Source organism: Streptomyces sp. G7(2002) (assembly GCF_028870195.1).
GTDB lineage: Bacteria > Actinomycetota > Actinomycetes > Streptomycetales > Streptomycetaceae > Streptomyces > Streptomyces nigrescens.
Genome location: NZ_CP102609.1, coordinates 9,275,528 through 9,298,585 on the forward strand (window position 1 = coordinate 9,275,528; position 23,058 = coordinate 9,298,585).

A 23,058-nucleotide genomic window follows, 5' to 3' on the forward strand; every position below is an offset into this window, starting at 1 on the left:
CGTGCGCGGGCGTCCGTGGTTGTGCGGGGTTGTTGCCGTCGCTACTGCCGTCAGACGGTTCAGCCCAGATACGGCTTCTCGCGCTGTTCCAGGAAGTGCTGGAGCCTGAGTCGTTGGGTGTGGTGCATCGGCAACTGCTCGATCTCGTCCGGCGGCACGAACCGGAGTTCGGTGGACTCGTCGGAGATTGTCAGTTGGCCGCCGGTGATGCGGGCGGTGAAGCAGACGTTGAACTGTCGCCGGACCTCGCCGTCGGTGTAGGCGATGATGTGTTTCGGGTCGGTGTAGGTGCCGACCAGGCCGGTGATCTCCACGTCGAGGCCTGTCTCCTCTTTGACCTCGCGGACCGCCGTGCCGGGCAGGGAGTCGGTGAGGTCCATGCCGCCGCCGGGCAGGGCCCATAGGTCGTTGTCGCGGCGGCGCTGGAGGAGGATGCGCCCGTGGTCGTCGGTGACGACGGCGGATGCGGCGACGACCATGCTGTTCGGCTCGGGCGCGTTCGGGTCGTCGTAGTACTCGGTGCGAGCCACGGTCAGTCTTCCTCTCGTACGGGGGTCGCGGTCGCCCACACGGCGTCGAAGCTGTCGGCGTAGGTGTCGAACATGCCGCTCTCCTGGTGTCGGCGAAGATGCCATACGGGGGCGGCGTACGCGTTGACGCCCCAGACGTGTGCGTTAACGAGTTGCTGGTCGTCGGCGCGGTAGAGGGAGTTGTAGAGCGTGGTGCTGTGGGTGCGGACTTCGATGCCGGGGGTGTCGGCGAGCGGCTTGTAGTGCATGAGTGCGAGGCGGCAGCGGGATTCGATGCCGTGCCCGAACCGCTCCTCCTGGCCGCGGGCTTGGACGTTGCCGCTGTCGGCGTCCCCGATCGCGATGCGGACGGTGCAGCCTTCGGCGGCGCGTTCGGTGAGGAGTTCGTTCAGCCGCGGGTACGCCTCGTGGAGGAAGACGGCCGCGTAGACGAGGATGTCGATCCGCTCCCGGGCCTGGGCCATCAGGTCGGTGAACGTCGAGACGGGGAGGTCGGCCCGCTGCTCGTAGAGCGCGACCAGTTCAGGGCTGATGGCGCGAGCGGGGCGGGCCTGACGGAGCGCCGGCCAGAGTGCGTGCACGTCTTCTCCCAGGGCCTTGGCCGCCTGGAGGGCTGTGGCACGACGTGGGGTACGCCCGAGGTTCACCCAGCGCTCGACCGACTTGGGGTCAACCTCGACCTGCTGAGCGAGTGCGGCGTACGTCCAGCCTCCCGCCGCCATGACGGCTCGTAGTCTCTCGTTCGGCACGAGTCTCCCCCTTCGTCCCAGGACGGCACTAGGGACGTTCTACACGGTGCGGGACGTCCCGAAGTGGGGTTTGGTGGAGGTTCCTTCGTCCCGGTGACCGGCGTGAGGATCGGTGCCAACCCTGCGGCACCAACAGGCCCAAGGGGCACGCATCAACGCCGCCGAGGAGCGTCACCGTGCGAATGAGCGCCACCCCACGTGTTCCCGCCCTGCGACTGGACGCCCGGCCCCGCGCCGCCTCGCCGGGGTGGTCACGATGACGGCCCCCACCCCTGATGCCGACGGGCACACCGTCTCGCCCGATGCCGGCGCCCTGGTGGTCGACCGGCGAAGCGGCAAGGTGGGCGTGGTGATAGGGCATGTGGGGCCGTACGTGCAGCTTCGGCCACCGCGCGGTGGCCAGGAGTGGGACGTGCCACCCGAAGACGTACGTACGCCGACTCCGACGGAGGAGTTGAGCGCGAAGGTGGCCGTGGCCAACCGGAGGTGGGGACGGTGACCCCGCGCTCGGTCCTGCGCTACGAGACCTGGACGCTCCAGCCCGACCGCGAGCCGGACGCGGAACCGGTCCTGTAGGCGATGCAGTGCGCCGTGGACGGAGAGACCTCACCGACGAGCGAGGACTTCGCCGAACCGCAGGAGTGGGTGCTGCGGCACTGCGGTCAGAACCCGTCCCACCACACTTACCGGGAGATCATCACCCGCCCCTGGCGGACCTGGCGCCAGACGTGATCCGCCTCGCTCGCCCAGGCGCCGCACCGCGCTGACCACCCGACTCCCGTCCCTGCCGGGCGCAGCCGATCGAGGCGCCCCCGCACTCGTCAGCCCCGGCAGGGACGGGCCCTCCGTGCGTGCCGTGCCCATGGCCGTGGGGGTTCTGGCCTCTGCCACAGAAAGTCAGCCACGACGGCGGGCGCGCCGACCGACCACCCGCCACGTGTGTCTCGCTCAACCCCGCACCGGCATCAGCCCCGTTATCTCCATCGTCACGGCCCCCAGCCAGGCAGCAAGCATGGGCGTCCGGGACGGCGCGAGCCCGCCGGGCGGCCTCTCAGGTGCCCGGCCAGCCTGCTGCTGAGGGGTCGGACCGGGGCTTCCGATTGGTGGTCCGGCTACGCTCCCGGGCTCTGCGCGCCGAGTGGTCGGCGGCCGTCGCCAGCGGGGCGGCAGACAGGAGCGGGCGGCGGTCGCCGACCGCCGGCGCGCGGCGGCCCGCGTCAGCGGGGCGCCCTTGACGCTTCGAACCGCTCACCGCAGACGAAGCCCGCCAGTTCCTCAATGCCGCAAACGGCCACCGGTTGCACGCCCTGTTCGAACTCGCTCTCCACACCGGACTCCGCAAGGGCGAACTCCTCGGCCTGCACTGGGAAGACCTCAACCTCGACGCCGGCACCGCCGCCATCCGCCGAACCTTGCAGCGCACCGCCGCAGGTGGGCTCACCACGCTGCCGACCAAGACGCGGGCTTCCGAGCGCCGCATCGCCCTACCCACCCGCTGTGTCCACTTGTTGAAGCTCCACCGCGAGCAGCAGCAGTGCGAACGGGAGTCCGCAGGCACCACGTGGCAGGACAGCGGGCACGTGTTCACCACCCCGCAGGGCAAAGCGATCGACCCGACCAACCTCAGCCGCGCCTTCACCACGCTCCTCCGCAAGGCCGGCCTCCGCCGCATCCGCTTCCACGACCTCCGCCACTCGACCGCCACCCTGCTCCTGGAACAGGGCGTCGAACTCGTCGTGATCAAGGAACTCCTCGGCCACGCCCACATCGGCGTCACCGCCACCGTCTACGCCCACGTCCGACTCCGCCTCCAGCGCGAGGCCATCGACACCCTCGGCACCGCGCTCGGCAGCCGGGAAACCACCGAGACGGCCCGCTCCGGCGGCGACGAACCACCACCACCCCGCGCCACTGGCGTCCGCTGACGTTGCCGTCAACTACTGCCGTCAAACGCCAGATCAGCCCCGCCAAGCACAGCTCGGCGGGGCTGATCTTTGCCACTGCATGGTCCTTCTCATGGCGCGGATGGGTCGAATCGGGTAACGAACCCCATGCGGTCCATGAGAACCAACGTTACGGAACCCGATACTTGAGACCCATCAGAAAGAACCGAAGAACCGGTCCCACCAACTCGGCTCCCCAGAACCGTGGAAACGCAAGAGAGTGGGCCCGCCATAGCTTCTTTCAAGAAGTTCTTCCGGAATCGTGATGTACCCCGATTCAGCGAGAACTTGCTCTACCTTCTCAAGGTCATTCGCGTCGAGCTCGCCTTCAGCCTGCGCTTCATCCGTACCCAAGAAGGCGCCAGGATTATCGGCCGCCACCATTGCCAATGGCTTGAACTTGCTCACCAGGGCAACAATCCTCGTCCCACAGACTGTGGCTTCCCCCGGCACTTCGATTCGTCCGTACTGCGCGGAGTCCTGGATGTCTCGATCGATTCCACAAGGCGTCGAGAAGCGAGAACCAACCTGCACAGCCAGACGGCTGAACGAAGCTGCAGCATCGGCCGCATTGTAGTCAGCTGGCGTTTCTGGACATTCGGGATCGTCCAAACGATGCAACAGCTCCATCAGATTCGCATCTCTCTCCATTAATCCTCCAATCATCGAATTCGCTACACCCGGATCGGGTGAACCATTTCCTCAGTGCGGGAAAGCTGTGAGAACCTTCCCAGTGAGAGGTTCGTAACGCACCAGCATTCTCACCCCTCCCACTGACCCGATCACATTCTGAACCGCAGGTTCGCCCTTCCTGGTCTTCAGGGTTCTCTCGGCGTGCACAGCAGATCCCTTGTACCAGGTCCTTTGACTATTTGGACTCGTCACCACGTCAGCAACAGCATCCAAAATCTGGTCATCAGACCACCCCTGCGGGAAAGCGTCCTTACCCGGCGCCCCCGGGTACCTGTGACCATCAAGGATGTGATCCGCCCTCTCGTCACCGATCAGCTCCCGACCAATTCCGCAGTTGCTGTTGTGAACGAGTACCGGCGTTTCCCCTGCCAGCACATAGTACGTGTGCGTGCCTGCGATGGTCAGGTCGTGTGTCTGCTGCTGCTTGCCGAAGTGACGGACCGCGGCGATCTTGACCGTTGCGCCCTGAGGGGTACGGAGTTGAGTGCCGGGGCGGAGGTCGCCGGCGTTGATCCATTTCTTCTTGTCGGCGGACCAGAAGGGATGGGTGTCGGTGGTGATGATGCTGGAGTCACCGGATGGGGTTTTGACGGTGAGGTCGGTGAAGTGTTTGTCGTCCTTGGTGACGATGGTGGCGACGACGGGGCGGGTGGTGGTCTCGCCGGATTCCGGGTCGGTAGCTATGACTTTGTCGCCTGTTTTTACGTCCTCGATGCGCTTTCGCGTGCCGTCTGCAAGGGCGACTTCGGTGTCCGGGACGAAGCTGTGTAAGCAGTCGCTAGCCTTGCCGGCGAGACGCCCCGCGATCCTTCTGGGGAGTTCCCCTTCGGTTACAGCAGCTACCCCTGCCATGGCAACGTGCTTGGTGAAGCTGTAAACCTCCTCGGGGCAGCCGCCCTCGAGCCGGTAGCAGGCTTCGCTGAGGGCGTGCATGATGCGTACACCGGCCATCGGGCCGTCTTCGAAGCGCGGGTTGCCCCACGGCTTGAATAGGCTGGTGACCTCCTTGAACTCCCGCTCCAATTCGGGAGCTTTGTCCCAGCTGAGCGGTGCTGATACTCCCGGGTAGATCTCGTAGCGAGTTGGTCCGTTGTAGGGGATGTGGCAATAGGGCTGGATGCAGGCGCCGGGGCCGGGGATGTAGTTCTTGGAGCCGGAGAGGCGCATGCCGCCGTGGCGGTTGTGGACGACGCCGGTTCCGCGTCCGGAGCCATCGGGGTCGGCGAAGAGCTGGCCGGTGGGGTCGCTGAAGGTCAGTGGGTTGTTGTTGCCGTAGGTGTAGCCGTTGATCTGTTGGGGGTCTGCCGGGTCCAGGACGGGGTCGACGGAGAGGAATCGTCCGGTTTCCGGGTCGTACTCGCGCGCCCCGAGGTGTGTCAGTCCGGTGTCTGCCGTGTCATCCGTGCCGCCGACGTAGCCCTTGGTGCCGGGCCAGTTGGCGGGTTTGGTGCCGCGGGGGCCGCCGAAGGGGAGTTGGCGGCGTTGGGTGAGGGTCTGGTCGGCGGCGTTGATGGCGAGCTGCCCGGTGCCGAGGCGGTCGGCGAGGGTGATGGTGTAGGTGCCGTCGTCGGCCAGGACGGCCTGGTTACCGCCGCCGAGGGGGATGTAGCGGGTGGCTTTGGGTTTGTCGGCGCCCTTGTCGAGGGTGAGTTCGGTGTGGCCGCCGAGGGTGAGGGTGGTCCGGTCGCCGGTGCGGGTGATCAGGCGGTTGCCGTCCGCGTCGTAGACGTAGCTGGTGGTTTTTGTGCCCTTGTCGTCGGCTGGTTCGGTGACCTTGGTGAGGTGGCCTTCGACGTCCCAGGTGAGGGTCTGCTTGTCGCCGGTCAGGGTGCGGGTGGTGGTGTTGCCGGTGTTGTCGTAGCTGTAGGCGGAGGTGCTGGTGCCGGCCGGGCCGGTGGTGTCGACGGTCGTCAGGGTGTGGGGCTGAGGCGTGCCGGGCTTGGGGTATCCGTAGGTGCTCTTGGCCTCCTTGGCGCTGTCGCCGGTGGGGTCGTGCTGGGTGAGGGTGGTGCGGTTTCCCGCGGCGTCGTATCCGTAGGACTGCCAGTACGGGGCCGGCCCCGCGATCAGGTTGCCAGCCGGGACCGGGGCGCAGGTCTTCTCGTCCTGGGTCCAGGCCTCGGTCAGGCGGCGCAGGTAGTCATAGGTGAAGCACTGGGTGTCGGTGCCGGTGCGGGAAACGTCGGAGAGTGAGGTGACGTTGCCGGCCGCGTCGTAGCCGTAGGTGGCGGACTGGTCGACGCCAGCGACGTCCTGGCGGTCGACACGGGAATTCGCCAGGCGTTGGGTGCCCCACTCGTAGGTGTTGGTGACCTGGGTGGGTTTGCCGCCACCGACGATCTTGTAGGTGAGGGGCTTGCCGGTGAGTGTGTAGGTGGCGTCGGAACGGATGCCGGTGCCGCGGACCCATGCCACCCGCATCGTGCGGTCGTCGTAGGCGTAGGTCCAGCCCTTCCCGAATATGTTGCCTACCTGAGAGACGCTGCGTCCTTTGGGCAGGCCGTTTGCAAACAGACTGGTACTGGCCGTGTAGGTGCCGGCCAGTGCCCCTTCGGATTCGGGGATGACGGTGGCGGTGTGCTCTGGGCGGTAGACGGGGTCGTACTCGGTGATCTTGTGGGTGTAGGCCTTGCCGTCGACGTAGCGGGTGGACTCGGCGAGCTGCCCCTTGGCCTTGGTGACGGTGTCGTAGACCCACTTGGCGCGCAGTGGACCGCTCGCGGCCTTGTCGTGCAGTTCCGTCTTGCGGCCGAGGCCGTCGTAGACGGTGGCCAGCACGGCGCCGTTGGCGTCCTCGCTGGAGATCTGCTGGCCGCGGTCGTCGAAGACGGCCTTCGTGATGCCCTTGTCGGGGTCCTTGGACCAGGTCTGGTTGCCGAGCTGGTCGTACTGGTAGGCCCAGCTGTTGCCTGCCGGGTCGGTGACGCCTGCGAGCTTGCCGGCCGGGCTGTAGGCGTAGCGGGTGGTCTCAGCCGGAGCGTCGGCGGATCGGGTGTGGTGCTGCAGGAGTTGGGTGGTCTGGCCGCGGGCGTCGGCCACCGTGGTGGTGGCGGTGCCGCCGGTGGGCGGGATGACGGTGGTGCGGTCACCGCGGTAGAGCGTGCTGGTCACGGCGAGGGCCTTGCCGCCCTCGCCGTTGCCGGCGACGTCCCGGCTCTCGGTCTCGCGGCCCAGCCCGTCGTACGTCTTCCAGGTCTGGGTCTCCACGCTCAGGGCATCGGCGGGCTTGAACAGCTCGCGTTCCGGCTTCCTTGCGACGTAGTACGGGGCGAACGTCTTGGCTGCCAGGCCGCGTTCGTCGTAGAAGGTGTCGCTGATCAGCCAGCCGGCGTCAGGCCCCGGCGCCTGGGTCTGGCGGGGGCGGAGGTAGCCGTCGTAGAGCGTGTACGAGACGGCCTGACTTGCGCCTGCCGGTTTGAGGGTGCGGGTGGCGACCGTGGCCGGCTTGCCGTCTTCGACGTAGTAGTCGAACTCGTAGTTGGGCAGCTGCACCGTGGTGCGTGCCCGGTCCGGCAGCCACACCTTGAGCGTGCGCCCCAGGGCGTCGTACTTCAGTGTGGTGCGCTTGCCGTTGGTATCGACGGTGGCGGCGGGCTGGCCGCGCAGCGGGTCGAGTTCGGTGGTGGTGGTCTGGGCTGTGGTGGTGTCCTTGGGGTCGGCGGGGGGTGTGGTGGTGACGGTCTTGGTGGGGATGCCGGTGGCGGGGGTGTAGGCGGTGGTGGTGGTGCGGCCGTCGGTGCGGGCGGTGCGGGTGGGTGCGCTGTCGCCGATGGCGGTGACGTTGCCTGTCAGGTCCGTGACCTTCTCCGGGCGCCCGTAGCCGTCGTAGGTGGTGCCGGTCTCCAGGTAGGTTGCCGTGGTGCCGTCGTGCTTCTTCAGTGTGGCGACGGCGGTGGCGTCACCCTTGGTGGGCACGGCGCCGTAACCGCCCCCGTCGTAGGCCGTGCGGACGTCGGAGATGACGTCCTTCGCACGGTCGGGGTTGCTGCCGCATTCGGTGGCGACGGTCTCGACTCGCGTGGGCAGGGTGAGGATGTTCTTGTCGGTGTTGGTGGCGTAGGTGGTGCGGGTGCACTGGTCGTCGTTGGTGGTGGAGTCGTCGCCGCGGTCGCTGACCTCTTTGACGCGTCCGGCGACGGTGTCGAAGGCGGAGGCGGTGGTGGTCGTGCGCCACTTCGCGCCGGCACCGTCGTCGAGCGAGGTCCAGGCACGCGTGCTGGCCGTGCCGCTGAAGTTCGCCGTGACGGTTCCCCAGTCGCGGGTCTTCTTGGCTGTCTGGTGGTGCCAGGGCCGGCTGACGGTCTTGGCCAGGACCTTCCCGCCGGGTGCCGAGAAGGTAGCCGTCTTGTAGGCGAATCCGGCCGCCGAGGCGTCGTCGGTGAGAGGCTCGCCCTCCCCAGCGCTCAGCGAGACGCTGACGTCCTTGGTGCCGCCACTCGTGTTCTTGCGGTCGCCGTCCATGCCGCGCAGGAAGTAGCTGTCCTCCTGCGTCTTCATGGCGTCCGCACCCGTGCCCTGGCCGCCGGTCTGGACGCGGACGTGGCCGTAGCCGCGCCACTGGGACCAGGTCTTGAACTTCTCCTTAGTCAGTCCGTCATCGTCGTCGTAGTGCCAGGCCGCGTCATCGCGGTAGTCGTAGCGGGTGACCTGGTCGGGTGCGCCACCGGTGCGGTCGGTGGTCGTCACGGACTCGACGACGTACTTGTTGAACCACTCCTTGTCCATGTCGTCGCTGGAGCTGCCGCCGATGAACTGGGGGAAGCAGCGGGTGGTGTTGGACTCCGGGGTGGGCAGGTTGTTGAACGTGCAGGCGGGCTTGGAGTAGTTGACGTCGGTCTGGCCGCCGTATTCGTCGGCGATGGTCGACAGGCGGTCTTTGATGTAGGGGGCGTAGCCGTCGCCGGTTTTGTCGAGGCGGTTGGCGAGCTGGGTGTAGGCGAAGGTGGTCTTCGGCAGGGTGAGGGGTTCGGTGTCGGTGTGGCCGGTGTGCTGGATGGACTCGAGTTCCAGCTGGTAGTCGACGTCGGCTTTGCCCCAGCGGTGGGTCAGCGACCAGGAGTCGACAGGGGTGAGCTTGCCGTCCTTGAGGACCTCGGTGGTCACCCCCGTCAGACGCTTGCGGGTCCAGAAGGTGGGGGAGAGCCGTCCCTGGTCACAGGTGGTGCCAGCCTTGCAGTTCAGGTCCCAGGGGGTGTCGTACCAGTAGAAGCTCTTGGCGTCGATGGTGTCGACGGCGCAGGTGACCCCGGTCTGGGGCAGGCAGCGCTCGGAGTTGGCGAAGGACGCCTGCGCCAGCGGCTTGCCCGCGTACAGGTCGTCGGAGGACCGGCCGTATTCGATGCGCTTGAGGTAGCCGCCCCGTGTGTAGGGGGTGTCGTCGTCCTTGTTCAGGTCGCGGCCGTAGGAGTTGGTTTCCTTGTCGTAGTAGTACGAGATGGCGTTGCCGTGCGGGTCGACGACGTAGTCGAGGTTCCAGCGCCACGCCTGCTGGCACCAGGAGTCCTTGAAGGTGTCCTTGTGGCAGTCCTCGCCGCTGTCGTTGCCGAAGACCGGGACCGTCCACGTCGAGTCCGTGGTGTCCTTGCCGGCGGCCCAGCCGGGCAGCTTGTGGTAGCCGAAGTAGAAGCGGGTACCCGAGGGCTCGGTCAGTTCCCAGTACTCGTTGTCGTTGTCGTCGTTGTCCCGTGCCGCCGAGGTCAGCCGCTTGATCTTCGTTCCGTCGTCGCTTTGCAGCTTCCACGTGTCCTTGCCGGCGGGGACGAGCTCACCGGCTTTGCCGTTGAAGGAGATGAAGGCGTTGTCGTACCCCGAGCACAGGTCGCCGGGTTTGTTGCCGTCGGCGTGCTTCTCGCCGTCGTCGGAGCAGGGCTTGTAGCGGCGCTCGATGTAGCCGGGCCACAGTTCGAAGCCGTCACCGGCCCAGGAGCCCTGGTTGTTGCTGTTGCCGGTGCGGCCGTCGATGGAGCCGGAGGAGTACGACAGGCCCACGCTCGGCTTGAGACCGCCGGGGACCTCAGGGACGGGCATGTCGTAGGACCAGGTGAAGTCACCGGTGTTGAGGTTGGTGTTCCACGTGGCGGAGGGGGACAGGCTGGTGGCCTTGTAGTCGCCCTTGACGCTCTTGTCGTCACCGACCGCCGCCAGCACGGTGGGCCCTTTCGCGCGCAGGGGCACCGAGGAAGCGGTCAGGGTGTGCTTCTCGGTGTCGTTGCGAGTGGCCAGCGGATTCGCGATGCGGCACTCGGCCTTGTCCGGGGCGGTCGCCGCGCACGCGGGGAGTTCGACCAGACGCAGCCGGGAGGCGTAGCCGCCACCGTAGGCCCCGGCGAAGTCGCCGTAGTCGACGCCCACCCGCAGCGGGCCTGGCTGCTGCCGGGCGGCCCCCTTGGGGCTCCCGGCCGGCTGAAGGGTGAACAGCAGCCCGTCGACGCCGGCCCGGCGGGTGTGCTGCCGGCTCAGGATGCGTGCGGTCACCGCTGCCGGCGCCGTTGCCGCCTGCGCACTGAGCCTCGCCCCCGCGGACTTGGCCGACTTGCGCGATCGGGACGCGGTGGGAACCAGAGTCAGGGGAAGCCGCTTGCCCTTCCCGACCGCCGTGGTGGACGGTGGCGAGGAGCCGGGCCCGGTCAGACGGATGGTGGCCGTGGCAGCCTCGGGCCAGTCGCGCCGGGGGCGCTCCGCGGGGGTTCGCGGCCCCGAAGGGAGCTTCCGGGGCCTGACACGTGCGCCGGAGGAGCCGGGCACGGCCTTGCCGACATCCGCACGTTCTGTCGCACCCGCACCCGCACCCTCAGCTGCGGCGGGTTGTGCCACCGCCGGCAGGACCGGTAACAGGGAGCCGACGAGCACCGTGGAGATGCCCACGGCGAGTCTGCGCTGCAGCCCGGTGCGTCCGACCAGGCCAAGCATGCCGTTCATGTCCGTCCACCCTTTGCCGCTCACCGCAGGTGCGCCCATGGCGCCGCGGTGTTGCCTACGTCAGGAAATGTCTGCTCGGTGTGTGGTGGCGTGCGGCCCATGGCCGCACGCCACACGGTCAGCCCTCGCCGGGCACGTCGGGCACTTCGGTCGGCATGCCGTCCATCTCGCTTGCGATCCGGCTGACCTGCGTGTCACTGAGCGCACCCTGGATCGTCCACACGTCGTCGATCGCGCCGGGCCAGTAGTCCCCGAAGGAACCATGGCCCTTGTCCCGTCCGAGCTGCAGGGACTTCAGTGCCCTGAAAGAGATGACGTTCTCCGCCCAGGGGACCGCTTCGATGCAGGCCGCGTCGTCGGCCTGTCCGTCGTCGTTGCCGTCGATACAGGCAGCTTCGCCAAGCTGCCCGTTGACGTAGATTCGTGCCTGTTTGGCGAAGCCGTCGTAGACGATCGCGATGTGATTCCAGTCCGTGACGCTGTTGAAGGACTGCGCGTTACCGGCCCAGTCAAGCTCTGCGTCCACCGTGTCCGCCCGCGGCATTGCCAGAGTCCAAAAGCCCTCCGCTGTGGGGTCCTTGGGATTGGGGATGAAGCCGCTGACGAAGCTGCTGGTATTGGTTCCTTCGGCACTGACCAGCGCCGAAGGACGGGACGGTACCGACGCCGCCTGGACCCACGCCGTCACCGTGAAGCTCTCACTCGTGTCGAACGGCAGGGCGCTGGAGGCATAGTCCTGCTGCTTTCCGTCCAGGACCAGACCGCCCTCACCCAGGAAGCCCGCACCAGGTACCTGCTTCGCGCTGCCTCCCAGCAACATGGCCGGCCCCCGCGCAACGGAGTTGGCCCCCGGATCAGCCGCCTGGTCGAACTGCCAGCGGCCGGTCAGGACCGGTCGACGCTGCACGAGCTGGTGGATTTCCCCCTCGGACACCGGGCGGTCGAAGGCACGCACGTCATCGATCTGACCGGTGAGGTAGTCCGTGTACGCGCCCCGGTAGAGAGCCCGACCGATCTGCAGGGCACCGTCGCCGTACCAGGACTGCGACGCCGCGGTGCTGCCCTGCAGGATGCCGTTGACGTACAGGCTCACGGTGTTATCGATCGTGTCGTGCACGGCGGCCAGGTGCGCCCACTTGCCGATGGTCACCTTCTGCTTCGAGGCGATGCGCTGTTGGGTGACGTTGCCGTCGGTGGCGTCCTTGCTGGCCAACCGGGCACTCCACACCCCACCGGAGGCCTCGTACGACAGGTAGAAGGCGCTGAGGAAGCTGCCGTCCTGCGCGACGACGGTCTGGTTGCGGGTGGCGTCGGTGACCCGGGCCCAGGCGGTGACCGCATAGGACCGCTCGGTGTTGAAGTGCGCCGCGTCCACCGAGGCGTGGTCGTCCTTGCCGTCCAGGGCCAGGGCGTTGCCCGCCACTCCTGCTGTGCCGGGTTCGGCACCGCCGTGCAGGACGGCTTCCAGGACCTCGCCGTGCGCGGTCACCTGCTGCGCCGCGGCCGGCTCGTCGAGCGGGAAGACCGCGCGGGCCGGCCGCCCGGGGCCATGGATGCGCTCCTTGTTGTACAGCCGGGTGACCTCACCGGCGGAGACGGACTTGTCGAAGATCTGCACCTCGTCGATGGACCCGGGGAAGAAGGAGCCGGACGTACCCCCGTAGGAACCGGCACCCAGCTGCAGGCCGCGGCGGGCGTTCCACGCGGTGGTGTACGGCGTCTGGCCGGCCAGCTTGCCGTCGACGTAGAGCTGAAGCACCTTGGCGGTGCTGTCGTAGGCACCCACCAGATGGGTCCATGCGTTGGCGGTGACACCGCCGGGCTGGGCGGCCATCGCGCGGGCGATGCCGGCGTCGGGGCTGTCGGCGGTGTACTGGTTGAACACCCACCGCTTGAGGTCGGAGGAGTAGTACAGCTCGAAGCCCGGCCGGTTGTTGCCCGGCTGGGTGGCAACGATCGCCGGATGGTCGGGGATCTCCCGTGGGCGGACCCAGGCGGAGACGGAGAAGCCGCGGGAGGTGTCGACGACGGGGATGTCGGTGGCCGCGTAGCCATCGGTGCCGTTGAGGGACAGGGCAGTGCCTGCCACCCCGTCCGCACCGGGTGTGGCGCCGCCGTGGAGGTCGGCGGTCCGTGCCGGGGTGGAACCCTTCGCCTCGGTGGCGCCGGCCGGCTCGTCGAACTGCCAGGTGGCGCGCTCGGGCTGGCCGGCCTTGACACGGAACCGGTAGGTGCGGATCTCACTGTTGTTGCCGGCCGCGTCGAAGGCCTGGACGGTGACGAAGTTCAGCCCGGGCTTCTCCGGTTGGACCGAGATGTTCCGCGCCGCGCCGGCACTGGTCGTGACCGTGTTCCTGCTGGACGGGTCGCCGTTGATGCCGTACACGTAGCGGTTCACGTCACGATGACTGTCCGCGACGGTGAAGGTGCCGTACTGGCCGACCCCGTCGTACCAGGGATCGTCCGGGTTCTCGGGGTCGGAGGTGGGATACTCCCCTGAGCTGATCGTGGGGGCCGCGGGCACTTTGGTGTCGAGGACGAAGTAGCACGCCTCGGCTGACCCGGTGAACGACCATGGGGAGTACTGCGCGCCGTCGTAGGTCCGCACGGCCCAGCTCACCGTTTTGTTTGTCGGAATCGAGGCGGGCAGGCTGACGATGAAGTCCCGGCCGGACTGCTTCGCTGTGGTCAGTCCCGGCTTCCACCGTGCGGTGGTGCCCTTGCCGTCTCCGGAGTCCCAGCTGGCCTGGAACTGGACCTGAATCCTGTCGTGATCCGGGTCGGTGATGTGGGTGGCGTGGATCTTGCCCCGGGTGCGGATCCGAGCGGGAGCCCCGGACTTCTTGCAGGTGCCGCCGTACTCCATCGTCAGCTGCGAGGGCCTCACCTGCGGCGGCGGCCGGTTGTACGTCACCCGCAGATACGCCTTGTCCGAGAACCTCTTCCACGCGTATCCGTCGCTCTCGCTGCCGGCCTTCAGCCCGAACGTCAGCGTCGGCCATTTGCTGTCCGCCGCCTGCTGCACCGCCGACCTGACGTTGAACTCGCCGTCCTTGGCCGCACACCCCTCATAGCCGTACGAGAAGCTGTCCGAGGACAGGTGCTTTTGCCAGAATCCGGACTCGTTCTGCGAATTCCAGGTCGTCGAGGAGGAGATGGCCTTGGTCCGCCACAGCTCGACCTCTCGCTTGCTGCAGGAGGCAGACCAGGTGTTGCGGACCACGAACTCCGCCGACAGGATCGACTTGCCGGCGAAGGAGGAAGTCGGCACCTGGTAGAAGAGCCGCTTCGTGTCGTTGGGCTGGCAGTAGTTCCAGTTGCAGTAGCCCATGCCTGCGTCATGATCGCCGTTGAACTTCCACTGCGGGGACGACGCCCAGTATTTCGACGCCATCGTCCACGACGTTGCCCGCGGAGTGGACCACTGAGGGTCGATGAAGACGGGGTAGACAGTGTCCTTGCCCTTGAGGACCTCGGCGTCGGGTTTGAGGACGACCTGGTCTTGGCCCGCAGGGACGTCCACCCCCACAGGTGCGAGCTTGCCCGACTCACCGGCCGAGGGCTCATCACCCTCGGCACCGTCCGCGCCGGAACGGCTCGCCTTCCCAGCGGCCTTCCGGGACTTGAGCGTCTTGTGGGAAGCGCTGGCACCGGTGCCCGTGCTGGAGTCCCACATCAGCGGCGTCGGCGCCTCGAATACCGACGAGCCGGCGCCTTGGTCAACCGCGTTCAGACCACCGGCAGCGGTCTCCATGACGTCCACGCCGTCCGCCGCCAGCTTCAGCCGAAGCTGCCCGAGTTCGGGACTGCCGGCGGCCTGAGCCGATTTGACGATCAGCAGCTGGGTGAATCCGTCCGCCTGCGCACCCATCCGCAGGTCCACACCGGGCAGTACGTCGCGATACGTGGCCAATGCGCCGTCGAGCACCGGAGCGGGCAGCGGCCCCGGCCAGGACAGTGCCAGCTCGCGTCCCGCCTTGCGCATCGTCACCAGTGGTTTGTCGCCGCCGCCGGAGAACGCCAGGCCTACGGCCGTAGCTTTCGGCGCTACCGTCCCATTGCTCTGCCTGGCCAGGTCGGTGTCGATGTCCTTCCACTGTCCCGACACCCTGGTGCGGACAGGACGCAGGTACTGCCGGGCCTGGAGCTTGCCCTCCGCCGTGGCCACGACATCGGCCGACTCGCCGCGCAGCGAAGCGACTTCGACTTCCCGCCCTGTGCGCTTGGCCTGCTCCAGGGCGGCATCCTCGGTAGGGGCCTGGCCGTCCGACTCGTGTGCCGCGGCGGTGGTCGTTGCGCCTTCCGACGGGCGAGTCGCGGCCCAGGCGGAGTGGCCGAGGATCGCGGGCAGCAGGCTTGCTGTCAGCAGCCCGCCCATCCCCGCCGATAACACCCGATGAAAGCGTCTTCGACGCACCGAGACAGGCATCCCCGTCATCCCCCGCCCACAAAAATGAAGATTCCATGAAGAAGTTGTGGGCGGGAACGTATACGCAAGTGCGTTCGCCTGGATACCTCCATAAAGCGGCATTTATGGAGTGGAACCGGCATTCCGGCTCAGAAAGCCACGTGACAGCCATCACTACGCTACGGGGTTGTATGACTTCAAGCCGTATTCGGAGCGAGAATGCGCCAGCATGACGGCGCCCCAGGGCCGGGCGGTAGGCAATGCACTTCTGCGGCAAGTTGAGCGCCTGACACAGCTTGTCCGGCAGGGCCGCACGTGCAGTCATTGTCGGACGGCAGTAACAGGGGCGGCGTCATCGGCTGGGTTCGACTCAGCAGCTCAGAGAAGAGCCACTCGGGGGAGTGGCAAGTCATACCGCAGCACCAATACCCCTCTGCCGCGGAGGTTTGCTGACCACATAGCCTCATGGTGGTTGAGGGGTGGGTGTGGAAGAGCCGGTCTTCGAATCCGTCAGGTACAGCGCTCCATGCGTGGACTGTGGTGCATGGCTGGAGTGCTGGGGCGTCCACTGCCTGGTCGGTGGCTCGTTGCGGTGGGACGTGGAGTCCGTGTGTTCGGCATGCGGGCAGGCGACGGCTGACTGCGGCCAGGGCCTCCCTGCCCGGCTGCGGGATCGGCTGCTCGCCGACCATGGGCCGGCTACGTTGCGCCTGCCGAATGCGTCGGCGGTGCGTGTCACTGTCATGCGGGTCCTGCGCGCTGAACTCGGCCTTGGCCTGACGGAGGTCAAGTCTGTCGCGGGCCAGGTGTTGGAAGGGGCCTACTCAGGAACGCTGCCCGAGGTGGAGTACCTCGCCCGCAAGCTGCGTGGAGCCGGAGTCGACGCAGTAGCTGCCCGCCCGGATGCCGGCTGAGGCGGTCGACCAGCCCGTGTGCCTGGACGGCGTAGCCGCCGGTGATGACCAGGGGGTAGGGGGTGCCGATGGTGAGAACGTCGGCCAGGAGCCAGCGGTGGAGTGCGCTGAGGTTCACGCGGCTGCGGACATTCCGCCGGCCAGAGCGGGGAAGGCCGCTTCCCGCACCTCGCGGATGCGCCGGCTGGGTGCGCGCCACGGGCCACTGCGAGACGAGCAAGCCCCCGTCGAGCAGCGAGGTCAGGCGTCGGGCTGCCCCTCCGCCAGGACGGTCCGGTAGCACTATGCGCTGACCTGCACGGTCCAGGCTGTAGGTCCGCAGGCCCGACCACGCGATGTGCAGCGGCAGCACGCCGCCCTCATCTAGCGTTGACAAGCAAATTCCCTGGTGAGGGGCATACGTACAGTTAAGGCACGTTAGGTAAGTCATCCACCTCTGATCAGCCCTTGCCGAGCACTCGAGGCGGCAGGCCTACCCCGAAGCCATCGAACAGGCGGTGCGCGGTCACAGGGCTGCCCACGTGCGGACTCCGCCCGGTGCGGCCGCCGCTCGGACGCGGACAGTGAATACGGGTGCGGTGCGCGGCCATTGCGGTGGAATGAGCACTACCGCAATTCCCCGGCCACTTCCAAGCGCAATCCGGCCAGCGCGGAATCTGGCCTGATCGCCGTCGAACAAATCTACCGAAATTGACGGGGACTCAGGCCGCGGGCAGCCTTTGCGATGAAAAACTCAGCACTGAGAGAGCGAGGTCGAGAGTGGTAGACGGGAACGGAAAAGCCGCCGACGAGCCGTACGTAATCCGCGGCCGGGGCAAGGACAAGGCCCCCGCAGGCGCCTTCGCGTTATTCGCCGACGTCAACTACAACGTGGGCGGACCGCGGGACAAGATTCTCGTCATTCCGGCCAAGGGCACGGCGAACAACTTCAGCGATTACGGATTCGACCAGAGCGACGACGGCGTGAGCGCCGTCGTCAACAACACCGACAACGACAACATCCTCTTCACGCGCACCAATCAGGGCGGCAGCCAGCTGCCCGTCAAGGCCGGCACGTCGATCGACGACATGACGAAGATCCCTCTGGCGGGCAGCCCGACCGGCACGTGGAACGACCAGGCCCAGTCCGCCCTCGCCTTCGCTCAGCCGGTGCCGCTCCCGGTCTTCACCGCCCCTACGGCCGGCGCGCCGACCGAGAACCGCCGCCAGCCAGTCCAGGGCACAGCCGCCCCCGACGTGCAGCAGGTGCTGCTCTACGAGGGTGCCAAGCAGCTGGGCACTTGCCCGGTCAAGGGCAACAAGTGGGAGTACACCCCGGACGCTGACTGGCCGCTCGGGCAGCACGATCTCGCCGCCGTGGCCGTGCGCGACGACGTGACCTCGGGCAAGGTGTATCTGCGCTTCTACGCCACGCTCCCGAACCCCGTCGTGGACGTCAGGTCGCCCCAGAACGGCGCGGAAGTCGACCCCGGAGCCTCGATCGACGGCGTCGCCTTCAACGCCGATTCGGTGACCCTCACCGAGGGCGGCACCAAGCTCGGCAGCGCCAAGGTGAACGGTCAGAACTGGTCCTTCTCCCACGAAGGCGGATGGAGCCTGGGCAGTCACACGGTGACAGCGAAGGCCGTGCGCGGCAGCCAAGAATCGGAACCGGACACGGTCACTTTCACTGCGGCGAAGAAGAACCTCACCGTCGATTACAAATTCAACTCCAGCTGGCAGGACTGGGAAACACAGAAGTACATCTACTCCTATGACATCACCATGCACGCCGGCGAATCCAATGTGAAGCATTGGAACGTCGGGTTCGGCCAGCTTCCGGTCGGATCGGTGCTGTACAAGGAGTTCACCAGCACGTTCTGGGGAATGATCATCGACGACGGATCCAACGGGGACGTCCTCCTCGGCTCGCCCCCCGAGGGCATCCACGTAGTCCCCAAGGGCGGCAAGCTGGTCATCCGCGTCCTCGTGCTCTACCCGACGCAGGACGACGCGCACAAGCAGCTCTACGGCCTCTTCGCCAAGTCGCTGTCCGAGTAGGGGCGACCGCCGCCGGGTCTGGCGGCGCCCCCTGGGCGCTGCCAGACCCTTTCGCAGGGGCAGTCGATCCGCTGCGCCGCCCGCCCGTCGGCCGTACGTCCTCGGTCCGCGCCGACCGGCCGTCCTCGCGACCCACGACGTCGTTCGCCCCGTGCCGAAGCAGCTCGAAGCCCGGACACGCCCGCGTCCAGGAGGGGGACTGCGCGGGCCAGCCGACAAGGCATCTGAGGCTGTTGAGCTGGCGAACGCGCCCTTGTTCACGTGATTCTTCCGGGCACAAGAGACTCAGGCCGCCGCCCTGCGGATACCTGAGCGCCAGCCGGGCAGCGTTCGGCCCCGGCGGCCGGCTCCCCGCAGCAGCATTCGGGTAAATCGAAAGCAAGGTGCTCCAGGCGTGCGGGAAGCTCGACCCGCACAGGCCGTCCGACCTGCTGAACCTGGTGCACCGGATGGAAGCCATCGGCGGCTTCTACGACTTCCTCCCCGACTCCGCGGCTGCCGACGACGACCCCACCCAACTCAGCCTCCGGTGCTGCTCCTCTCCGACCAGGCCACACCCGCGATCCGGGACTGACCAGCTCCCGCACCAACCAGGTCTCGCCAACGAGCACCACGCAAGACACAGCGCCGTACCGTCGTACAGAGAAAGCCGAACCAGCTCGGGGTGACGATGAAGGACCAGCACAGCCAAGCGGGCCGCCTGCGAGTACACACCGGTGCTGAACCTCCCGACGAGGCGGAGATGGGGCAGACCGGGGCGCGGTCAGCTGAGCTGCGATCCGCGCTTGACGGCATCCGCAACATCCGCAACCTCACCAACCTCGGATCCGACCCGGGTGCGCGCCCTGCCGAGTGGGAGCAGCGTCGGCTGCTGCGCACGGTGAGCCTGCTGTTGGAAGCTGAAGGCCTTCCCCCGTCGGCCGTCGATCGGGCCGGCGAGGCGGCGCGGACCGGGTACCGCACCAGCGAAGGCGGCCAGGCCGGGCAGGTCCAGGTGCGCTGGGTGGGACCGCGGGGGAGTGGCGCTCGCTACCAGGAACAGGAGCAGCTCCAGCGCTGCCAGGCGGTGCTGCGCAGCTGGGGCTTCGAGACTGTGGAGGTCCGTGGCCCTGGCGGCCGCCGCTACCTGGAGGTCGAGGCCGGGCTTGGTTGAAGGCGGTCCACGAGAATGCGTCCGGTGCGCGCTACCGCCTCCGACAGGCCGGTCTCACCGTTCCCGGGGACGCGGCTGCGTTGATGTCCTTCGACGAGCACCGCCACATCGCGACGCGCCCGCCACGCTCATAACATCGTTGGCGGAGCCCGACTCCGATGGGCGGGAAGAGGCCGGGTGCACTGTCCTTCGCACGTCGGTGCGCTCCGGCCGCCCAACACCGCCCAGCCCCGGCACCGAGCCGGGCTGGGCTCTTTGCGGCCGCGCCGGAGTGGAGTGCCGGGATAGGCCCCGGTCCCGTGATGGGACGCATACGGCCGGGGCCACACCGCTATGTTCACCAAATCGCATCTCTTCGGCACGGTGGGTGCTCCCCGGGGCCGAGAAGACGTTGGTCAGCCAACCGTGTGGAACCGAAGACGGCTGCTGAGCGTGCTTGCAAGGCGAACGCGTCTGGGTCCCGGGCGTCCGGCTACCGGCGGGATGCCGTCGACCAGGGCGAGGGGCTTTCCTGACCGCTCTCGCCCTGGCCGCGGCCGCGGTCTACTTCCTCGCCAGCGCCTAACGGGCGCACCTGGCAGGGCTGCTGGGTGAGGAGGCTCCCGAGAATGTCGGGGAGCGGGGGTTGGCGCGCACGCGCTATCGGCGGGGACATACACGGCCGAGAACACGCCGCAGGTGGAGGACGACCTGCAGTGTGTGCGCTGTCGGCGGTGTCGATCCAGAACGTGCCGGGGGTGGCCCCCAAGAAGGTCTCAGGCTCATTTGTCAGGTCGTCGTCCCAGCTGCCGTCCTTGGGCGGCTCGTAGTCCCCCAGCCGCACGACGCGCTGCCATCCGTCGCCGATCCACGCTTCGATGTGTAAGAGGTGCATGGCGAACAGGCCCCCCAGTGCAGGCTGACGGGAAACATGGCCGTGCAGTTTGAGGTTGAGCCAGCCTACTTCGAGTCGGCGACGAACGTACCCATGCCCAGCGCGATGCTGACTCCCCCCGCTGACGCTCTCGTAGGTTTGCGGAGCCTCTCTCACGGCTCGATGCACGCCAAGCCGCAACGAGAAGACGACGGCAGGGCACCACCCGCTCCAACAGGCCGACGCTTGTCGGCCTGCCCGAGAAAATTTGCGCGTTCGTGCGTCAGCGCGGGCCGTTCTGCGTCACCCCTTGCGCTTCCAACCAGCGCCGAGCGTGTTCCGCGTCCTCGATGTTCGCCAACCGAGTATGCGCCCACGTTCCTCGGCGCGGAGCGCCGGGCGCCGCGCCCCCTCGGGTCCACGACTGGCGCAGACACACCCCCGGCACGGCCTGTGCGGTGCCCGGCGCGGCTGCCAGGCTGGGCGGACAACGGTTCCCTAGACCTCTGGAGCGGAAACGTGCAATCCCCTTTGACCGCGGGGCAGCTGGAGATCTGGATATCGCAGGTGCTCGAACCGAGCAGTCCGGTCTACAACGTGGGTGACTACTACGAAATCACCGGCGCCGTCGACGCGAAGCTCCTCGAAGCGGCCGCCCGCACCGCCGTGGACGAAGCAGGATCGCTCGGCGCACGGTTCCTCGTCGCCACCGACGGGACGCCCTACCAGGAACTGGGGCCCGCGGAATGGTCCTTCGAGGTCCTCGACATGAGTGAGCGGCCCGACCCCGACGCGGCGGCGGTGGCCTGGATGCGTGCCGAGATGGGCCGCCCGGTCGACCTGACCTGCGGTTCTCTGCTGGCCGGTGCGCTGATCAAGGTATCGAGGGACCGCCACTTCTGGTATCGCCGTTTCCACCACATCATCACGGACGGCCATGGAACTGCCGCCGTTGCCCGCAGGACCGCGGCCCTCTACCACTCGATGCACACCGGTTCCCCTTGCGAACCCAACCCCTTCGCGCCGGTCACGGCCGCCGTCGAGCACGACCGCGCCTACCGGGCCGGCCGGATCTATGCGGCCGACCGGGAGTTCTGGGAGAAGGTCGCGCTCGACTGGCCGGCCACCGGCCGGCTCCGGGCGGACGCTCCGCCCGCACCTGTCACCTTGCAGTACAGCCACCATCTGCCACGGCAGGTGGTCGACGCCGTCCGAGCCCGGAGCGAGCGGCTGGAGGTGTCCACCGCGCGCTTCCTGATCACCGCCGCCGCCCTCTATCTGTGGCAGCTCACCGACGCCGACGAGGTGACCTTCGGCTGCTCCGCGACGAGCCGGCCCACCCGCCTGCTGCGCAATGTCGTCGCCCCGATGGCGAACCTCCTGCCGTTCCGGGTGCCCGTGGAGCCGGAGCGGTCGGTGACCGACACTTTCCAGCGGACGGACCGCCAGATCGGGCAGGCGCTGCGCCACCACCGTTACCGCTACGAGGAGTTCCGGCGCACGCTCGCCGCGGGCCCGGAACAGCACAGCGTCGGACCGGTGGTGAACATTGTCAACTTCGACCGCGATCTGCGCTTCGGATCGGCCACCGGCGTGGTGCGCACACTGGTCACCGGGCCCATCCCGGACCTCGGCCTGTACTTCGACGTGCACTCCGAGGACGCCGGCACCAGCGTGTGCGTGGAAGCGAACCCCGCCAACTACACGGCGGAGGAAGCAGCCCGGCACGCCGAGGGCCTCGGCGGGCTCGTACGCGAACTGGCCGGTGTGGATCCGGGCGTCCCCGTACGAGCCCTGCGCCGGCTCCGGTGACGTGCGGGCGATCCCCGGCTCACTCCCGGTCCCGCGCCGCGGCATGCAGCCGCCCGAGCACATACCCCGCCTGGAACCGGCTCTTCGCGTTGACCGCCTTCATGATTTCCGAGGCGTGGCGCTGACAGCTGCGTACGGACATCCCCAGACGCCGCGCGATCGACTTGTCCTCCAGTCCCTCCGACAGCATGGCGACGATCGACTCCTGGATCTCGCCGGAGATCCGGACGGCAGCGGCCGAGTCGAAACTGACCGGGAAGAGCGAGGCATCGCGCCACAGACAGTCGAAGAACACCCGTATGTAGTGGACGATATGCGGCTCGCGCACCAGCAGGGCCGCCTCGGGGTCGTCCCGCAGCCCCAGCAGGGCCACGCGGTGGTCGAAGACGAGCAGCCGGCACAGGCCGTCGGTCCGCGTCCGCACCTCCGCTCCGAGGTTCATCACACGCCGGACGTGGTCGATCGTCGGCTGGTCGTAGCGGGCGGGATGCTGGTAGAGGGTGCGCATCTGGACGCCGCGCGTGAGCATCCGCCGGTCCCGCTCATCCGCCTCCTGGAGCGCGCGGGCGGAACGGGCACCGCCCGGCTGGGCGGTGAGCACCTCCTGCCGGGCGCCGATCGTCAACTCCTCGATGGTCTCCTGGACGGTCCTCAGGTCGGTGAGCAGCTCGATCGGCTCGGCGTCCGAACGACGCGCCCGCCCCGACTCGTAGGCAGGGAGCAGCGATGCGAACGTCTCCCGGAGCCGCTCGATCTCCTCATAGCGCTCCCGCACATGGCGCTCCAAGGGACGCAGCAACCGGTCCGCGGCGGTCCGGGGCGGCACCACGGTCAACCGGTCGGCCGCTCCTTCGGCGCGGCAGAGTAATCGCATTTCCACGAGTTCCTTTACCGCTCGTTCCGCGTCCGCACTGTCGAGTCCCACGGCGGTGAGTTCCTCGATGCCGCATACGGCGCGCTGCGCGGCGTAGCCGAATACGCGCGACGCTTCCTCGCTGAGCTCAATTCGCCCCAGTGGTTCTGACGTATTCATCATCCCTCAGCC

General features: G+C 67.8%; 11 protein-coding genes and 3 pseudogenes. 7 read left to right on the forward strand and 7 right to left on the reverse strand.

Features of this window, described 5'->3' with window-relative positions:
• Nucleotides 1–59 precede the first annotated feature (59 nt).
• Together NUT86_RS40065 and NUT86_RS40070 are read right to left on the reverse strand one after the other, a co-directional pair.
• Nucleotides 60–530 (reverse strand): NUDIX domain-containing protein, encoded by a 471-nt coding sequence (locus tag NUT86_RS40065; protein ID WP_109886522.1) that lies wholly within the window; start codon nt 528–530, stop codon nt 60–62.
• Nucleotides 531–532: 2 nt separating this feature from the next.
• Nucleotides 533–1,252: a helix-turn-helix domain-containing protein gene (locus tag NUT86_RS40070; RefSeq protein ID WP_159488637.1), complete on the reverse strand. Its 720-nt coding sequence runs from the start codon at nt 1,250–1,252 to the stop codon at nt 533–535.
• Between the two features lie 283 nt (nt 1,253–1,535).
• Here NUT86_RS40070 and NUT86_RS40075 point away from each other — a divergent pair, with 283 nt between their 5' ends.
• From NUT86_RS40075 to NUT86_RS40085, 3 genes and pseudogenes are all read left to right on the forward strand, one after another.
• Nucleotides 1,536–1,778 carry a hypothetical protein gene (locus tag NUT86_RS40075; protein WP_381286631.1) on the forward strand — a complete coding sequence of 81 codons (243 nt, stop codon included), beginning with the start codon at nt 1,536–1,538 and terminating at the stop codon, nt 1,776–1,778.
• A pseudogene (locus tag NUT86_RS40545) lies at nt 1,775–2,011 on the forward strand (DUF7848 domain-containing protein). The gene NUT86_RS40075 and the pseudogene NUT86_RS40545 overlap by 4 nt, the downstream one beginning before the upstream one ends.
• A gap of 503 nt (nt 2,012–2,514) precedes the next feature.
• Nucleotides 2,515–3,204, forward strand: a pseudogene (locus tag NUT86_RS40085) (site-specific integrase); the annotation flags it as partial.
• A gap of 174 nt (nt 3,205–3,378) precedes the next feature.
• Here NUT86_RS40085 and NUT86_RS40090 read toward each other — a convergent pair.
• From NUT86_RS40090 to NUT86_RS40100, 3 genes are all read right to left on the reverse strand, one after another.
• Nucleotides 3,379–3,852, reverse strand: coding sequence for a hypothetical protein (locus NUT86_RS40090; protein WP_229838752.1), 474 nt, complete (start codon nt 3,850–3,852; stop codon nt 3,379–3,381).
• Between the two features lie 72 nt (nt 3,853–3,924).
• Nucleotides 3,925–10,833, reverse strand: coding sequence for a polymorphic toxin-type HINT domain-containing protein (locus tag NUT86_RS40095; RefSeq protein WP_446750811.1), 6,909 nt, complete (start codon nt 10,831–10,833; stop codon nt 3,925–3,927).
• 118 nt (nt 10,834–10,951) lie between these two features.
• Nucleotides 10,952–15,262 carry a LamG-like jellyroll fold domain-containing protein gene (locus tag NUT86_RS40100; RefSeq protein ID WP_381286433.1) on the reverse strand — a complete coding sequence of 1,437 codons (4,311 nt, stop codon included), beginning with the start codon at nt 15,260–15,262 and terminating at the stop codon, nt 10,952–10,954.
• A 707-nt stretch (nt 15,263–15,969) separates the two neighbouring features.
• On the opposite strand from NUT86_RS40100, the gene NUT86_RS40105 reads away from it, so the two are divergent.
• Nucleotides 15,970–16,155, forward strand: coding sequence for a hypothetical protein (locus tag NUT86_RS40105; RefSeq protein WP_239472482.1), 186 nt, complete (start codon nt 15,970–15,972; stop codon nt 16,153–16,155).
• Here the strand turns inward: NUT86_RS40105 and NUT86_RS40795 are convergent.
• Nucleotides 16,148–16,273: pseudogene (locus tag NUT86_RS40795) on the reverse strand (nucleotidyl transferase AbiEii/AbiGii toxin family protein); the annotation flags it as partial. The gene NUT86_RS40105 and the pseudogene NUT86_RS40795 sit on opposite strands and share 8 nt — an antisense overlap.
• 641 nt (nt 16,274–16,914) lie before the next feature.
• Here NUT86_RS40795 and NUT86_RS40110 point away from each other — a divergent pair.
• The 3 genes from NUT86_RS40110 (at nt 16,915) to NUT86_RS40120 (ending at nt 22,013) form a co-directional block, all read left to right on the forward strand.
• The gene (locus NUT86_RS40110; RefSeq protein ID WP_159492457.1) at nt 16,915–18,195 is read left to right on the forward strand and encodes a hypothetical protein; all 1,281 of its coding nucleotides are present in this window, start codon (nt 16,915–16,917) and stop codon (nt 18,193–18,195) included.
• 742 nt (nt 18,196–18,937) lie between these two features.
• The gene (locus tag NUT86_RS40115; RefSeq protein WP_274740291.1) at nt 18,938–19,348 is read left to right on the forward strand and encodes a hypothetical protein; all 411 of its coding nucleotides are present in this window, start codon (nt 18,938–18,940) and stop codon (nt 19,346–19,348) included.
• A gap of 1,372 nt (nt 19,349–20,720) precedes the next feature.
• Nucleotides 20,721–22,013, forward strand: coding sequence for a condensation domain-containing protein (locus NUT86_RS40120; RefSeq protein ID WP_274740293.1), 1,293 nt, complete (start codon nt 20,721–20,723; stop codon nt 22,011–22,013).
• 19 nt (nt 22,014–22,032) lie between these two features.
• Here the strand turns inward: NUT86_RS40120 and NUT86_RS40125 are convergent, their stop codons facing one another.
• A complete protein-coding gene (locus NUT86_RS40125; RefSeq protein WP_159492453.1) occupies nt 22,033–23,049 on the reverse strand; it encodes a LuxR C-terminal-related transcriptional regulator in 1,017 nt (338 codons plus the stop codon).
• Between the last annotated feature and the right edge of the window lie 9 nt (nt 23,050–23,058).

Bases quoted from the DNA above. Each gene is read 5' to 3' on its own strand.
- NUT86_RS40095 (WP_446750811.1), bottom strand. From the start codon at position 10,833: ATGAACGGCATGCTTGGCCTGGTCGGACGCACCGGGCTGCAGCGCAGA.
- NUT86_RS40090 (WP_229838752.1), bottom strand. From the start codon at position 3,852: ATGGAGCTGTTGCATCGTTTGGACGATCCCGAATGTCCAGAAACGCCA.
- NUT86_RS40100 (WP_381286433.1), bottom strand. From the start codon at position 15,262: ATGCCTGTCTCGGTGCGTCGAAGACGCTTTCATCGGGTGTTATCGGCG.
- NUT86_RS40115 (WP_274740291.1), top strand. From the start codon at position 18,938: ATGGGGCAGACCGGGGCGCGGTCAGCTGAGCTGCGATCCGCGCTTGAC.
- NUT86_RS40125 (WP_159492453.1), bottom strand. From the start codon at position 23,049: ATGATGAATACGTCAGAACCACTGGGGCGAATTGAGCTCAGCGAGGAA.
- NUT86_RS40070 (WP_159488637.1), bottom strand. From the start codon at position 1,252: ATGGCGGCGGGAGGCTGGACGTACGCCGCACTCGCTCAGCAGGTCGAG.
- NUT86_RS40075 (WP_381286631.1), top strand. From the start codon at position 1,536: ATGACGGCCCCCACCCCTGATGCCGACGGGCACACCGTCTCGCCCGAT.